This is a genomic window from Micromonospora sp. NPDC049257, assembly GCF_040678915.1.
Lineage (GTDB): Bacteria > Actinomycetota > Actinomycetes > Mycobacteriales > Micromonosporaceae > Micromonospora > Micromonospora antibiotica.
Genome location: NZ_JBFAQU010000004.1, coordinates 195,286 through 208,697, shown reverse-complemented (window position 1 = coordinate 208,697; position 13,412 = coordinate 195,286). Strand labels below are relative to the sequence as shown.

The 13,412-nt window shown below is 75.0% G+C and carries 14 protein-coding genes; 9 read left to right on the top strand and 5 right to left on the bottom strand.

The features are described from left to right. Positions 1-71: 71 nt before the first annotated feature. The 8 genes from AB0K25_RS09350 (at position 72) to AB0K25_RS09315 (ending at position 5,384) form a co-directional block, all read left to right on the top strand. Complete coding sequence (locus AB0K25_RS09350; RefSeq protein WP_308291092.1) at positions 72-575, top strand: winged helix-turn-helix domain-containing protein; 504 nt, start codon at positions 72-74, stop codon at positions 573-575. A gap of 282 nt (positions 576-857) precedes the next feature. Then, on the top strand, positions 858-1,466 hold the full coding sequence (locus AB0K25_RS09345; RefSeq protein ID WP_219461137.1) for a winged helix-turn-helix domain-containing protein: 609 nt from the start codon (positions 858-860) through the stop codon (positions 1,464-1,466). A gap of 24 nt (positions 1,467-1,490) precedes the next feature. Beyond that, the gene (locus AB0K25_RS09340; protein WP_219461142.1) at positions 1,491-2,159 is read left to right on the top strand and encodes a uridine kinase; all 669 of its coding nucleotides are present in this window, start codon (positions 1,491-1,493) and stop codon (positions 2,157-2,159) included. Positions 2,160-2,333: 174 nt separating this feature from the next. Then, positions 2,334-2,732, top strand: coding sequence for a TraR/DksA C4-type zinc finger protein (locus tag AB0K25_RS09335; protein ID WP_219461145.1), 399 nt, complete (start codon positions 2,334-2,336; stop codon positions 2,730-2,732). 291 nt (positions 2,733-3,023) lie between these two features. Continuing rightward, entirely contained in the window at positions 3,024-3,215 is a 192-nt protein-coding gene (locus AB0K25_RS09330) for a hypothetical protein (protein WP_219461148.1), read from the top strand. Positions 3,216-3,219: 4 nt separating this feature from the next. Continuing rightward, a complete protein-coding gene (locus AB0K25_RS09325) occupies positions 3,220-3,648 on the top strand; it encodes a DUF2267 domain-containing protein (protein ID WP_208566289.1) in 429 nt (142 codons plus the stop codon). Between the two features lie 153 nt (positions 3,649-3,801). Beyond that, positions 3,802-4,107, top strand: coding sequence for a hypothetical protein (locus AB0K25_RS09320; protein WP_208566288.1), 306 nt, complete (start codon positions 3,802-3,804; stop codon positions 4,105-4,107). An 8-nt stretch (positions 4,108-4,115) separates the two neighbouring features. Next, positions 4,116-5,384 carry a cupin domain-containing protein gene (locus AB0K25_RS09315; RefSeq protein ID WP_363819432.1) on the top strand — a complete coding sequence of 423 codons (1,269 nt, stop codon included), beginning with the start codon at positions 4,116-4,118 and terminating at the stop codon, positions 5,382-5,384. 67 nt (positions 5,385-5,451) lie between these two features. On the opposite strand, the gene AB0K25_RS09310 is transcribed toward AB0K25_RS09315, so the two are convergent. The 5 genes from AB0K25_RS09310 to AB0K25_RS09290 form a co-directional block, all read right to left on the bottom strand. Next, positions 5,452-6,111 carry a hypothetical protein gene (locus AB0K25_RS09310; RefSeq protein ID WP_219461155.1) on the bottom strand — a complete coding sequence of 220 codons (660 nt, stop codon included), beginning with the start codon at positions 6,109-6,111 and terminating at the stop codon, positions 5,452-5,454. Continuing rightward, positions 6,108-8,792 (bottom strand): FtsK/SpoIIIE domain-containing protein, encoded by a 2,685-nt coding sequence (locus AB0K25_RS09305; RefSeq protein WP_357533798.1) that lies wholly within the window; start codon positions 8,790-8,792, stop codon positions 6,108-6,110. The genes AB0K25_RS09310 and AB0K25_RS09305 overlap by 4 nt, the downstream gene beginning before the upstream one ends. Beyond that, on the bottom strand, positions 8,785-9,876 hold the full coding sequence (locus AB0K25_RS09300) for a hypothetical protein (RefSeq protein ID WP_363819428.1): 1,092 nt from the start codon (positions 9,874-9,876) through the stop codon (positions 8,785-8,787). The genes AB0K25_RS09305 and AB0K25_RS09300 overlap by 8 nt, the downstream gene beginning before the upstream one ends. 9 nt (positions 9,877-9,885) lie before the next feature. Then, positions 9,886-10,146 (bottom strand): hypothetical protein, encoded by a 261-nt coding sequence (locus AB0K25_RS09295; RefSeq protein ID WP_208566284.1) that lies wholly within the window; start codon positions 10,144-10,146, stop codon positions 9,886-9,888. A gap of 202 nt (positions 10,147-10,348) precedes the next feature. Then, positions 10,349-10,726 carry a hypothetical protein gene (locus AB0K25_RS09290; RefSeq protein ID WP_208566283.1) on the bottom strand — a complete coding sequence of 126 codons (378 nt, stop codon included), beginning with the start codon at positions 10,724-10,726 and terminating at the stop codon, positions 10,349-10,351. Between the two features lie 122 nt (positions 10,727-10,848). Between AB0K25_RS09290 and AB0K25_RS09285 the strand changes: the two genes are divergently transcribed. Further along, positions 10,849-13,401: an ATP-dependent Clp protease ATP-binding subunit gene (locus tag AB0K25_RS09285; protein WP_219461175.1), complete on the top strand. Its 2,553-nt coding sequence runs from the start codon at positions 10,849-10,851 to the stop codon at positions 13,399-13,401. The last annotated feature ends 11 nt before the right edge of the window (positions 13,402-13,412 follow it).

Genomic DNA, 13,412 nt, shown 5'->3' with positions numbered 1-13,412 from the left:
TCACCGCGCGTCCGCACCCACCGGGCCGCCCCGACCGGGTGGCGCCGGGTCGGCCCCGGTCCACGCCGTCGGTGACCATCACCCTGGACCTGGCCGCCGGGCCGCTGACGCCCCGGCTGGCCCGCCTGGTCGACCTGCTCGGCGAACTGGTCGAGACGGGGGAGGGGGCGGTCCGGCTCAGCGAGCCGACCGCCCCGCGCCTGCTGTCGTCGGTGCCGCCCCCGCGCCCGTCGCCGGCCACGATGGACCCCTCGCCGGCCGGTGACGACCCGCAGACCCTGCGGATCTTCGCCGGGACCCGGGTGGTGCGCCAGGGCGAGCGGGAGATCTCGCTCACCCGCATCGAGTTCGACCTGCTGCTCTTCCTCGCCGAGCACCCGCACCGGGTCTTCACCCGGCTCCAGCTGCTCGGCAGCGTCTGGGGGTACGAGCACGCCGTCGCCCGTACCGTGGACGTGCACGTCCGGCGGCTGCGCGCCAAGTTCGGCGTGGACACCCCGCTGGTGACCACCGTGTACGGAGTGGGTTACCGGCTCGCCGACGAGGCGAGGGTCCGGGTGGACCGCTTCCGCTGACCGTCGGACCCATTCGCGACGCACCCGGCTCAGCCGAGCGGGTGCGTCGCGTCGTCGTGGTGGTGCCCTGACGCGCAGGCACCCCCCGTTTTGGGACACGTCGGCGCTTCTGCTGTAATCATCTGGCTCGTACGCAGAGCGAGGGACCGGCTGCGAACTGTTCGTCAATTGTCACATTCATGCAACGCGGTCGCCCCTTGACCCCCGTCCAGGGGCCGGGAAGCATCGATGCAGCGGCGTCCCGGGCCGTGCGGAGTTACCCGGACCAGCCCAAGGAGGACCATGTCGGTCAGCCCCGCATCGTCGCGCGCCGGATGGCATACGTCCCAACCCTCGGTCCCGGGTCGACCCCCCGGCGGCCAGCGTCGGCCGGCCAACGGCGTGACCCCCGTGCTCACCGTGACCCTGTCGATCCCGCTGGCCAGCGAGGAGTCGCTGACCCCGCCGGCCCGCCGGCTGCTGGAGGCGGCCCGCGAGATGCTGGAACGCGGCGAGGGCACCATCACCACCACCGGCGTCCCCGCCGAGCGGCGACCCGACCAGGTCCCGGCCGGCCGGTCCCCGGGTCGGTCCCTCGCGGCCACCATCCCGATGCTGCACATCCTGGCCTCCTCCCGCTCGGTGCTGCGCGACGGCGAGCCGCTGCCGCTGACCCGACTGGAGTTCGACCTGTTGCTGCACCTGGTGGCCCACCCCCGTCGGGTGTTCACCCGGTTGCAACTGCTCAACGCCGTGTGGGGCTACGAGCATGCCGGGGTACGCACCGTGGACGTGCACGTCCGTCGGCTGCGCGGCAAGGTCGGCATCGACGTCCCGCTGGTGACCACGGTCTACGGGGTGGGCTACCGGCTCGCCGACGACGCCCGGGTCACCGTCGACCGCACCGGCTGAGGGCCCGCAGGGCACCATGGGGGGATGCGTGTCCGTCCGATCTCGCCCGACCGGCTCGTCGCCGAGTTGACCGAACGGCTCCTCACGGTCGCGTCCGCACCGGCCTCCGCCGGATCCGCTGCGCCGGCCCATCTACGGGTCGCGGTCGACGGCCCACCGGCTGCGGCTCCCGAGCGGCTCGCCGCCGCCCTGATCGACCCGCTGCGCGCCGGGGGTCGCCCGGCGGTGCACCTGCGTGCCGGGGACTTCCTCCGGCCCGCCTCGGTCCGCTACGAAACCGGCCGGACCAACCCCGACGCCTACTACGAGAGCTGGACCGACGAGGCCGGCCTGCGTCGGGAGGTGCTCGACCCGGCCGGCCCCGGTGGCACCGGGCGGGTGCTGCCCTCGCTGTGGGACGCGGCGGCCGACCGGGCCAGCCGGGCGGCCTACCGGGTCCTGTCCCCGGGTACGGTGCTGGTGGTCAGTGGGGCGTTCCTGCTCGGTGGGGGACTCCCGTTCGACGTCACCGTGCACCTGGTGCTCTCGCCGGGCGCGCTGGCCCGGCGCACCGAACCGGCGCAGCGGTGGACCCTCCCGGCCTTCGCCCGGTATGCCGACGAGGTCGCCCCGGCCTCCTTCGCCGACGTGGTGGTCCGGGTCGACGACCCCCGCCACCCGGCTTGGGTGCAGCGGGACGAGGCGACCGGCTGAGCCCTCGGCGTGGCTCGCGGGAGGCGGCGCTCACCGGACCGGGAAACCCGATGGTTTGCTGGATCGGGAGAGTGGGTAATCGCGGGGCTCATCCGGCACGGGTGATCTCAACCGTGCCGTCCGAGTCCGGAGCGCGCCGTTCGGCCGCGCCGGTCCCAGGAAAGGCAGGCAGCGATGCTCGTCCACGACACCGTCGGCACCGCCCGTACCACGGCGGAGGCCGACCAGATCCGGACCTCCCTGCGGGCCCGTTACGACGAGTTGTCCGCGGAGTACGAGCAGGCCGTCGCGCAGAGCCAGGTGCTGCGGCTGGTGGAGGTCGGCGACACCGCCGGCGACGACCAGGCCGACAGCGGCACCAAGACCGCCGAGCGGGACACCGCCCAGTCCCTGCTGCGCACCATCCTCGACCGGCGGGCCCAGTTCGAGCACGCGCTGACCCGGCTGGACGAGGGCACCTACGGCTTCTGCGAGGGCTGCACGGCGCCGATCCCGGTGGAGCGGCTCGAGATCTACCCCTCGGCCACCGCCTGCGTGACCTGCAAGCAGAACCGGGAGCGGCGGGCCGCCTGACCGCAGCCCTCCCGCCACCACGCGCCGACCGCCGTCCACCACGTGCGGCCGGCCGCTGACCGCGGCCCTGGTGCCGCCACCACCGGCCGGTGACCGACGCCGGTCACCTCCCCCCAGGTCGCCTGGTTTCACCTCGTCGGGGTGAGGACGACTCACCCCGCCACCGGGCAGCATCGAAGGTGCCGGCCGGTGCTGGCGGACCGGGGCGATGCTCCCGGCCGTGCCGGCCGGCAGGGCCGACCGGTCGCGTCGTGCGGCCGGACACCGAGAACGGGCACGGAGGTGACCGAGATGGCGGTGCGGGTGGTGGTGGACCCACGACGGGGCGCGGTGCTGCACGTCGTCGGCTCGGGTGGGGACACCCGTCGACCGGAGCGGATCGGCCGGGGCGGGAGTCCGGCCCGCCAGGGGCGGGGACCGTCGGGGCCACCCCGACGTGCCGACGACCGTCGGTGGGACGGCGAGCCGAAGGCCGGGAGGTGACCCGATGGCGGAGCAACTGATGTCGGCGTTCGAGTCGTCGGTGGACAAGACCAACCTGATCCTCAAGGACATCGAGCAGGCGTACGGGTGGCCCCGGGCGCGACGCAACCAGTCGTACGCGGCGCTGCGTACGGTGCTGCACCTGCTGCGCGACCGGATGACCGTGCAGGAGTGCGCGGAGTTCGCCGCCCAGTTGCCGGTCCTGGTGCGGGGCATCTACTTCGACGGGTGGCAGCCGGAGAACGTGCCGGTCAAGCTCAACCGGGACGACTTCCTCTACGAGGTCCGGCAGGGCTTCCCGTACGACGTCGAGGGTGGCCCGCAGCGGGTGGCGCAGGTGGTGCTGGACGCCCTGCGCCGGCACGTCACCCAGGGCGAGTGGCAGGACGTGAAGTCCGGCATGCCGAGGGACCTGCAACGGCTGATTCCCTGATCCGGGTCGCACGTTGCCCCCGACCCGGGCCCGGCGATCCGTCCCGCGCGTCGGACCGGGCGTCTACGGTGTGGTTAGAGAAGATCGTGTGGGGGGTACCACCCGCACGACAGACCCCGCCCGTGGCGGGGCGGCACACCCGAGGGAGCACCCATGGCACTGAACGACGACGACATCCAGACCACCAGCGGCGGCGGCCTCGAAGGTCCGGCCGACGGCGGCGCGACCCCGGGTCAGCACGACGGTGGCGCGGACGGCAGCGCGGAGGGCCCGGCTGACGGCGGGGCCACCCCGGGTCAGCACGACGGTGGCGCGGACGGCGGGGCCGAGGGCCCGGCTGACGGCGGCGCGACCCCGGGTCAGCACGACGGCGGCGCCGACGGCAGCGCGGAGGGCCCGGCTGACGGCGGGGCCACCCCGGGTCAGCACGACGGTGGCGCCGACGGCAGCGCCCGCTGACCGGCACCGTGACGATCATCGACCCGCCGGGCGGCTACGGCCGCCCGGCGGTCCCGTCTGCGGCGACCCGGGCGTTGGCGCGCTGCGTCAGCGTCGAACCGGCCAAGTTCGCCGCGGCCCACTGGGGCCGCGCGCCACTGCTGTCCCGCGCCGCCGAGCTGCCCAACGCCGCCGGGTTCACCGATCTGCTCAGCCCGGACGACGCCGACGAGCTGCTCAGCCGGCGCGGTCTGCGTACCCCGTTCCTGCGGGTGGCCCGCGACGGCCAGTTGGTGCCGGCGGCGCGGTTCACCGGCGGCGGCGGCGCGGGCGCGGAGATCAGCGACCAGGTCCTCGACGAGCGCATCCTGGAGCTGTACGCCGGTGGTGCGACGCTGGTGCTCCAGGGACTGCACCGGCTCTGGCCGGCCCTGGTCGACTTCGCCCGCGACCTCGGTGCCGCCCTGACGCAGCCGTTGCAGGTCAACGCCTATCTCACCCCACCGGGGAGCCAGGGCTTCGCCACCCACTACGACACCCATGACGTCTTCGTGCTCCAGGTCGACGGCCGTAAGCGCTGGCGGATCCACCCGCCCGTGCTGACCGACCCGTTGGAGCGTCAGCCCTGGGGCGGTCGGGCCGACGAGGTGTCCGCCACCGCCGACGGCCCGGCCGCGCTGGACGTGGTCCTCGAACCGGGCGACGCGCTCTACCTGCCGCGTGGTTGGCTGCACAGCGCCCAGGCGCAGGAGTCCCGCTCGCTGCACCTGACCGTCGGCATCCGGGCGCTGACCCGGTACGCCCTGGTCGAGGAGCTGCTGGCGCTGGCCGCCGAGGATCCCCGGCTGCGGGCCGGGTTGCCCTTCGGCACCGACGTCGCCGACCCGGACGCCATCGAGCCGGAGCTGACCGAGACCGTCGAGGCGCTGCGCGACTGGCTGCTGCGGGCCGACCCGGCTGCGGTCTCCGCCCGGCTGCGGGACCGGGCCTGGCCGGCCGCCCGGCCGGCCCCGATCCGGCCGCTGGCCCAGGCCGCCGCACTCGACGGCCTCACCGCCGACAGCCGGATAGCACCCCGGGGCGGCCTGCGCTGGCAGCTCACCGCCGACGCCGACCGGGTGGCGCTGCGGCTGGTCGACCGCACCGTCACCCTGCCCGCCCAGTGTGCGGCGGCGCTGCGTGCCCTGCTCGGGTCCACCGGTCTGCGGGTGGGCGACCTGCCCGGTCTCGACGACGACGCCGACCGGTTGGTGCTGGCCCGTCGATTGCTACGCGAGGCGGTCGCCGTACCGCTGTGAGCGCCGGCCCGGGCCGGGGTGGCGAGTGGTCCGACCTGCGCCCCGGGCCGGGCGGTCCGGGGCGTGGTCAGCGGGTCGACACCAGCAGCAGGATCGTGGTCAGCACCCCGGCGGCCAGCACGACCGCCAACGGGCGGGGGCCGAGCAGCGCATGCCGGCGGTCGGCGAGCCGCTTCGCCGGTGCCAGCCCGGCCACCGGGCCGAGCAGCGTCACCACCAGCGCCAGCACCGGCATCCCGACGGCCAGGTCACCACCGTAGCGCTGGCCGACGGCCCGGGCGCCGGCGCCGAGGGCGTACGCGACGACCGCCCCGGCCACCCCGCAGAGGGCGAGCAGCGGGTTCACCGACCCGGGCAGCTCACCTCGTTGCCCGGTCCGGTCCAGCAGCTCGCGTACGCCGTGCAGCAGCGGCACCGGGTCGCCGGTGACGTCCCGGGCCGGCCCCGGCGGGTCGCCGAGGCGGCGGGTGCCCAGCAGGGAGCGCAGCTCGGCCCAGAGGTGACCGACCTCGGTGTCGACCCGCTCCAGCATCGACCGAGCGTCGGTGGCCTCCTGCTCGGCGTCCCGCAGTTGGGCGCTCGCCTGGGCCACGGCCCGTTGCGCGGCGGCGCACTGCTGGTCGTGCCAGGCCTGCGCCTCGGCCCGCTGGGCGGCCACCCGGCCGGTCAGTTCGGCGAGCCGGCGCACGTGCGCGGCGTAGGTGTCACTGGCGACCGGTTCGTTCATCGGGACGGACCATAAGGGATGATCACCTGTCCGGTGCGGTGCACCGCCCGGTCGAAGAAGAGCCCACGCCACGGACGCGGGTACCAGTCCGGCCCGCCGGAGCCCGGGTAGAGCGCCGAGCCCAGCTCGCCACCCTGCACGTCCAGGGCCACCCAGGCGCCGATCTGGTCGGTGCGGGCGGCCGGCCCGCCCAGGTCCGCCCGCATCCGGGCCACCCCCCGCCACCAGGCCAGCACGTGGGTACGCCGTTCCGGCCCGTCGTGCAGGATGCGGCGCAGCCGGTCCAGCCCGGTCGATCCGGGTGAGCCAGTCGCCAGCGCCCCCGCCGCCGCGTCGACGGCGAACAGCAGCAGGTAGTGCGGGGTGGACGGGGTGCCGGGGCGGGTCAGCGCGGTCGCCGTCTCGGCCATCAGCTCGGCCACCGTCTCCTCGTCGTACCAGGCGGCGTCGTCGGCGAGGTCCTCGTAGAGGGCGCGGGCCGCCGGGTCGGCGTCCGGGTCGAGGCAGGCGATGGAGAACCGGGCGCTACCGGGGCGGTGCTGCCGGGCCAGGGAGCGGGCGGCGGCGTCGAGCACCGCGCACGCCTCGTCGACCCGGGTGCCCAGGACGGCGAGGTTGCGCCCGGGCGCCCGGGGCAACCGCAGCGCCGCCGACCGGGACTGCACGTCGATGATCTCCCCGAGCACGGCGACCGGGCCGCGCGGCGGGAGGTCGTCCTCCGGCGGGGTGAGGGCCCGGAAGTCGGGTGCCTCGGCGAGCCGGGGGATGGCGTCGCCGTCGAAGAGCCGCGCCGGGGCGGCGTCGGCGGGCCGCATCCGCCACAGCCGGTGCTGCAACTCGCTCCAGGTCTCCCAGTCGCTGGCCGACGGGATGCGGGCCACCTGGTTGCCCTCGGTCATCCCCGACTCGGCGTTGACCACCGCGTGGTGGCGGGGCAGCGCCTGCGCGGCGTCGTTGCGTTCGGCGAGGATGCGCAGCGCCTTGGGCAGGGCGATCCGCAGGGTGAACTGGGCGACCAGGGCGGGCCGCCCCCACAGCGCCTCGATGCCCCGGACGTCCTGCGAGGCGAGTACCAGGTGGATGCCCTGCGACCGACCGCGTCGGGCCAGGTCCTCCAGCAGGTCGGCGGCCTCCCGGGCCACCACGTCCCGACCGGCCAGCAGCGCCTGGAACTCGTCGACCACCGCGACGATCCGGGGCCAGTGCCCGGTCGGGTCCACCGCGCGCAGCTCGGCCAGCTTGGTCACCTCGTGTTTCTTGGCCGCGTCGGCGCGTCGGCGCAGCTCCTCGGCGAGGAAACGCAGCAGGGCCAGGCCGAACTCCCGGTCGGTGTTCACGTTGATCCCGACCAGCCGCATGTGCGGCAGCCAGCTCGGGTCACGGCGGCCCTGGGCGAACCGGGCGAAGGACACCCCCTCCTTGAAGTCGAGCAGATAGAACTCCAGCTCGGCGGGGGAGTAGCGGGCGGCCAGCGCACCGATCCAGGCGAAGATGAGGTTGGTCTTGCCGGTGCCGGACGGCCCGCCGATCAGCGCGTGCGGGGGATAGTCGCCGAGGGTCAGCAGCACCGGCCGGCCGTGCGGTCCCTCGCCGATCGGGGCGGTCAGCCCGTGCGCCGAGTCGTCCTTCCACATCTGCTCCGGCGGGGGGAGCAGGTCGGTGAAGGGGGTCGGTGGCGGCCCGGCGTTGACCCGGGTGGCGACCTCCCGGCAGGTCTCGGTGACCAGGGTGGCCGGTGGGGGCGGGTCGAGGCGTACCGGGGGGCCGGGTGGGTCGCCGATGCGGACCCCGCCCGGCCCGGTGACGATCCGGGTGAGGCTCGGGTCGTCCGGCAGGTCGATGCCGCGTGTCACCAGGTGCACCCCGCAGGCCGCGCCGGTGCGGACCACCCGGTCGAGCTGGCCACGTTCGTGCCGGGACAACTCGTCCCCGCCGAGCAGTACCGCCACCCGCCACGGTTCGGGGCGTCGGCCGGTGGCCACGGCCAGGGCGCGCAGCGAGCCGTACTCGCCGGCCAGCACCGTCTCGTTGATCCGGCGGATCTGTTCCACCAGATCGTCGAGGAGCCGGGCCAGCCCGCCCGGCCCGACGAAGGTGAGCAGCCCGGCGGTGCCGAGCGGGGCGAAGCCGGCCAAGCCGCCACCGAGGTGTTCGGGGTCGTAGCCGTAAAGCCGGACCGCGCCCGGCTCGGCCCGGCCGACCCCGCGCAGCAGCAGCGCCGACACCACCGCGTCGGCGCCCTCCCGGTCGTCACCGAGCAGCTGTACGTGACCGGCGTCGAGCAGCGGCACCAGCGCCGGGACGGGTTCCGCTCCGGGCACCCGCAGGGTGCCGACGCGCAGCGGGCCGGGGCTCTCGCCGCGTCCCGCCGGGGTGACCCGCCACCCGGACCACGGCATGCCGGCCGCCCCGGGGGCCTCCCGCCGGGCGGCCTCGGTCGCCCGGTGGGCCAGTTCGGCGAGCCGGGCGGCGTGTCGTCGGTCGATCTCGACGAGTCGTCGGTCACGTTCCGCGCCGACCCGCTCCGGTACGGCGGTGGCGGCCCGCCGGACCCGGGTCAGTCGGTCCCGGGCGGCGGTCAGCTCCACCTCCGCCGAGGCGAGCCGGGTACGGGTGACGCCGAGCGCCTCGGAGAGCATCCCCCGCACCCGCGCCGCCACCTGGGCGCGTAGGTCAGCCACGGGGCCCACCGTCCGCCCACGGACTCCTGCGGCCCGGCGCGGGAAACCCGGTGGGTGGCCCCGCTCCCGGCGGCGGGCCCGGCTCGGGCCGGCGGGGTGGGCCCGGCTCAGGCCGGCGCGGTGGGCGTGGCTCGGGGTGCCGCTCGGCGAGCGGACGCGGGCGGGAGCGGTCGGCCTGCGGTGTCCGCTCGGGCGGCTGCGGGGCCGGCTGCCGCGACGGGTCGTGGTCCTCGCGGGGCAGCTCCCGGCCGAGCCGGGCCAGCAGCACACCGGTGAGCACGCCTGCGGTGACGGCGGGGTCGGCGGCGTGGGGTTGCGCGTCGTCCCCGTCACCCCGGCGTGGTGGGGGCATCCGGCAGACCCGGGTGAGCAGGGTGTGCAGCACCGGTGGGGGCAGGCCGGGCAGCAGGTCGCGGACCCGGCCGTCCAGCTCCCGGCGCAACCGGGGCAGGTCGTCGGCGCGGGGCGGGTGGCCGAGTAGTTCCCCGGCGAGGTCGCGCAGCAGCGGCGGGGCGATCGCGGCCAGGCCGAGGCCGACGTCGGCGTGGGCGGCGCGCAGCTCCCGGTGCAGCCGGTCCCGGTCGCCGGAGCGGATGCCGGCCACCACCCGACGCAGCAGCTCACGCGAGTCGGCGACCCGCTCGTCCGGCTGCTCGGCGGGGCCTTCCCGCCCGCCGGTCAGCTCGGCCACCCGGACCGCCCACCAGCGTTTGACGGTGGGGTCCTCGTCGGCGGCCGGTGCCGGTGCGGCCGGCGGTGCGGTGCTCTCGCCCCGGGGCCCGTCGTGGCGTGGCGCGGGACCGTCGGCGCGGGCCGGGGGCGGGCCGTCGGGGGCCAGCCCGATGGCGGCCAGGTATCCGGAGAGCTGCTCCTGGGCGACCCGCAGGGCGTGCCCGGCCGACTCGGCGTGCTCGGTGGCGGCGGCGAGTTCCGGCACCCCCATCGGGTTGGCCGACTCCTGACGTACCCAGCGCAGCCGCTCGGTGGCCTGGCCGAACTTCTCCAGGGCCAGGGCGAGCTGGGCCAGCGGGAACTCCTCGGCGGCGGCCCGTACCTGGGCTCCGACGTCCTCGACGATGGACACGACGCCCCGCTACAACGACGACACGTAGAGCTGTGCCTGTTCCACCGCGACGAGTGTCGCGGCGAGACATTCCTCCAGCTCCTGGCCGGCCTGGGTGAGGGAGGCCTGGGCCGCCTCGACGGTCTCGTGCCCGCTGCCCTCCAACGCCCCGGCGAGGGTCTGCTGCGCCTCGGAGAGTTTCTCCCCGGCGGCCTGCACGGCGCTCTGCCCGTCACCGATCTGTTGGAGGGCGATGTCGATCGCGGCCTTCAGCTCGGCGACGCTCGCCACGGTGACCTCCTGTGGGCGGGGAGATCTCCATTACAACGTATCCCCGACGGGGAGAGAACATCCGCCCTGTCGGTGTTGCTGCCCGGGTGTCCGGTTACTGCCCTGACGTGCGGGAAAGCGGTCGCGGGGTCCCGCAAGCAAGACGCCTGATCCCGTCGGCGGGACTGGGTGGGGGTGGTCCCGGACCCCGGACCGCCCCGGATCAGGAGGGCAACCAGCGGGGGCCGTACACCTCGGCGCCCAGCTCACCCACCCGGCCGCGCAGCTCCCGGTCGGCGGTGACCACCAGCCGACGCCGGTCCGGCGCGTCCCGGACCAGGTCGACGATGGTGTCGTCGCCCGAGCCGGGGGCCGCGACGGTGCGTACCCCGGCCACCCCCGGCACGTCGCGGGCCGCGCCCTCCACCACCAGCACCACCTCGACGGGCGCGGGCAGCTCCGGGGGTACGCCGGCGTCGGCCACCGGGACCAGCCGGTCGCGCAGCCGGGCCGCCGCGCCGGCCCGGTCGTGCCACCAGCCGTCCGGTCGGGAGCCGACCACGTTCGCACCGTCGACGATCAGCAGCGGGTTGGTGTCCATGCCCCCCACCCTGCCACCTGCGGGCGTTTGTCGGGGCGACCGTCGGGTAGCCACCGGCGATCGTGTCGCGCCTACGTGTCGCCCTCGGCGACCCTGCCGCGCCCGAGGAGCGGAGGACAGACATGATGGGACCCGGTGACTTCGGCTCCGACCCGTGGGACGAGTTCCTGGCCCGGTACTTCGGCCGGGGTGAGGGCGGACGCCGGCCGGCCCATCGGGTCGACATCACCCGGCTGATGACCGCCGACGCCCGGGAGATGCTGGCCGACGCGGCCCGCCGGGCCGCCCAGAAGCACAGCACCGACCTGGACACCGACCACCTGCTCTGGGCAGCGTTGCAGCGTGACCCGCTGCGGGACCTGGTCCGCCGCGCCGGTGCCGACCCGGACACCCTGGTCAACGCGCTCGGTGGCCGCGCCGACGGCGCCCCGGGCGGCGAGGTGCCACCCAACCTCTCCCTCACCCCGGCGGCGAAACGGGCGTTGCTCGACGCCCACCAGCTGTCCCGGGCGATGGGGGCGAACTACATCGGCCCCGAACACATCCTGATGGCGTTGCCGCTCAACCCCGAGTCGCCCGCCGGTCGGATGCTCGCCGCCGGCCGGATCCAGCCCGAGTCGCTCCAGGCGGCCGGCGCCGAACGCGGCCCGATGGCCGGCCCGAAACCCGACCGGGGCACCCCCACCCTCGACCAGTACGGCCAGGACCTCACCGACCTGGCCCGCAACGACCAGATCGACCCGGTGATCGGCCGCGCCGACGAGATCGAACAGGCCGTCGAGATCCTGTCGCGGCGCACCAAGAACAACCCGGTGCTCATCGGTGAGGCCGGCGTCGGCAAGACCGCCATCGTGGAGGGCCTGGCCGAGCGGATCTGCGACGGCGACGTGCCACAGACCCTGCTCGGCAAGCGGGTCGTCCAGCTCGACCTGGCCGGCCTGGTCGCCGGCACCCGCTACCGGGGCGACTTCGAGGAGCGGCTCAAGAAGGTGATCGACGAGATCCGGGCCCACCGGGACGAGTTGATCATCTTTCTGGACGAGATCCACACCCTGGTCGGCGCGGGCGGCGCCGGCAGCGAGGGCGGCATGGACGCCTCCAACATGCTCAAGCCGGCCCTGGCCCGCGGCGAGCTGCGGGTGATCGGGGCGACCACGCTTGACGAGTACCGGCGCAGCATCGAGAAGGACGCCGCCCTGGCCCGCCGGTTCCAACCGGTGCTGGTGCCCGAGCCCGACGTCGAGGACACCGTGGCCATCCTGCGCGGCCTGCGGGACCGCTACGAGGCCCACCACCAGGTCCGGTTCACCGACGAGGCGCTGGTCGCCGCCGCCGAACTGTCCGACCGGTACGTCACCGACCGGTTCCTGCCGGACAAGGCGATCGACCTGATCGACCAGGCCGGTGCGCGGGTACGGCTGCGCACCCGGACCCCCGCCTCGGACGTCCGGGAGTTGGAGCAGCAACTGGAGGACGTCCGCCGGGACAAGGAACAAGCCGTCGCCGACGAGCAGTACGAGAAGGCGTCCGCCCTGCGCGACCGGCTCGCCGAGGTGGAGGCGCAGATCGGGCGGGCCCGGGGCGACGGCGGGGACAGCCAGGTCCCGTCGGTCGACACCACGGAGATCGCCGAGGTGGTCTCCCGCTCCACCGGCATCCCGATCAGCCAACTCACCGAGGAGGAACGCGACCGGCTGCTGCGCCTGGAGGGGCACCTGCACCAGAAGGTGATCGGCCAGGACGACGCGGTCACCGCGATCGCCGAGGCGGTCCGCCGCTCGCGTACCGGGCTGGCCGACCCGAACCGGCCGATGGGCAGCTTCCTGTTCCTCGGCCCGACCGGCGTCGGCAAGACCGAACTGGCCCGCGCCCTGGCCGAGGCGCTGTTCGGGGAGGCCGACCGGATGGTCCGGGTGGACATGAGCGAGTTCCAGGAACGGCACACCGTGGCCCGGCTGGTCGGTGCGCCCCCCGGCTACGTCGGCTACGAGGAGGCCGGTCAGCTCACCGAGGCGGTACGCCGCCGCCCGTACGCGGTGGTGCTGCTCGACGAGATCGAGAAGGCCCACCCGGACGTGTTCAACATCCTGCTCCAGGTGCTCGACGACGGGCGGCTCACCGACAGCCAGGGCCGCACGGTCAACTTCAAGAACACCGTACTGATCATGACGAGCAACCTGGGTTCGGAGCTGATCACCGGTGCCCAGCGTACGGTCGGGTTCGGGGTCGGCGCGCAGGGCGACCAGCAGGAGGCCGACGAGCTGCGGGAGCGGCTGATGCGCCGGCTCCAGGAGAACTTCCGGCCGGAGTTCCTCAACCGGATCGACGAGACGATCATCTTCCAGCGGCTGGAGGCCGAGCAGCTACGCCAGATCACCGGCCTGCTGCTGGAGGAGACCCGGCGTCGGCTGCACGCCCAGGACATCCAGGTCGACGTCACGGCGGCCGGCACCGACTGGCTGGCCGAGCACGGCTACCAGCCGGAGTTCGGGGCCCGCCCGCTGCGCCGGGTGATCCAGCGGGAGGTGGACAACCGGCTGTCCCGGATGCTGCTGGAGAACCAGCTCTCACCAGGGCAGAAGGTCACCGTCGACGCGCGGGACGGGCAGCTCACCTTCGACGTGTCCGCCGGCGACCGCGACTACGCGCCCGCCACCACCTCGCATCCCCGATGACCGGAGGGCGG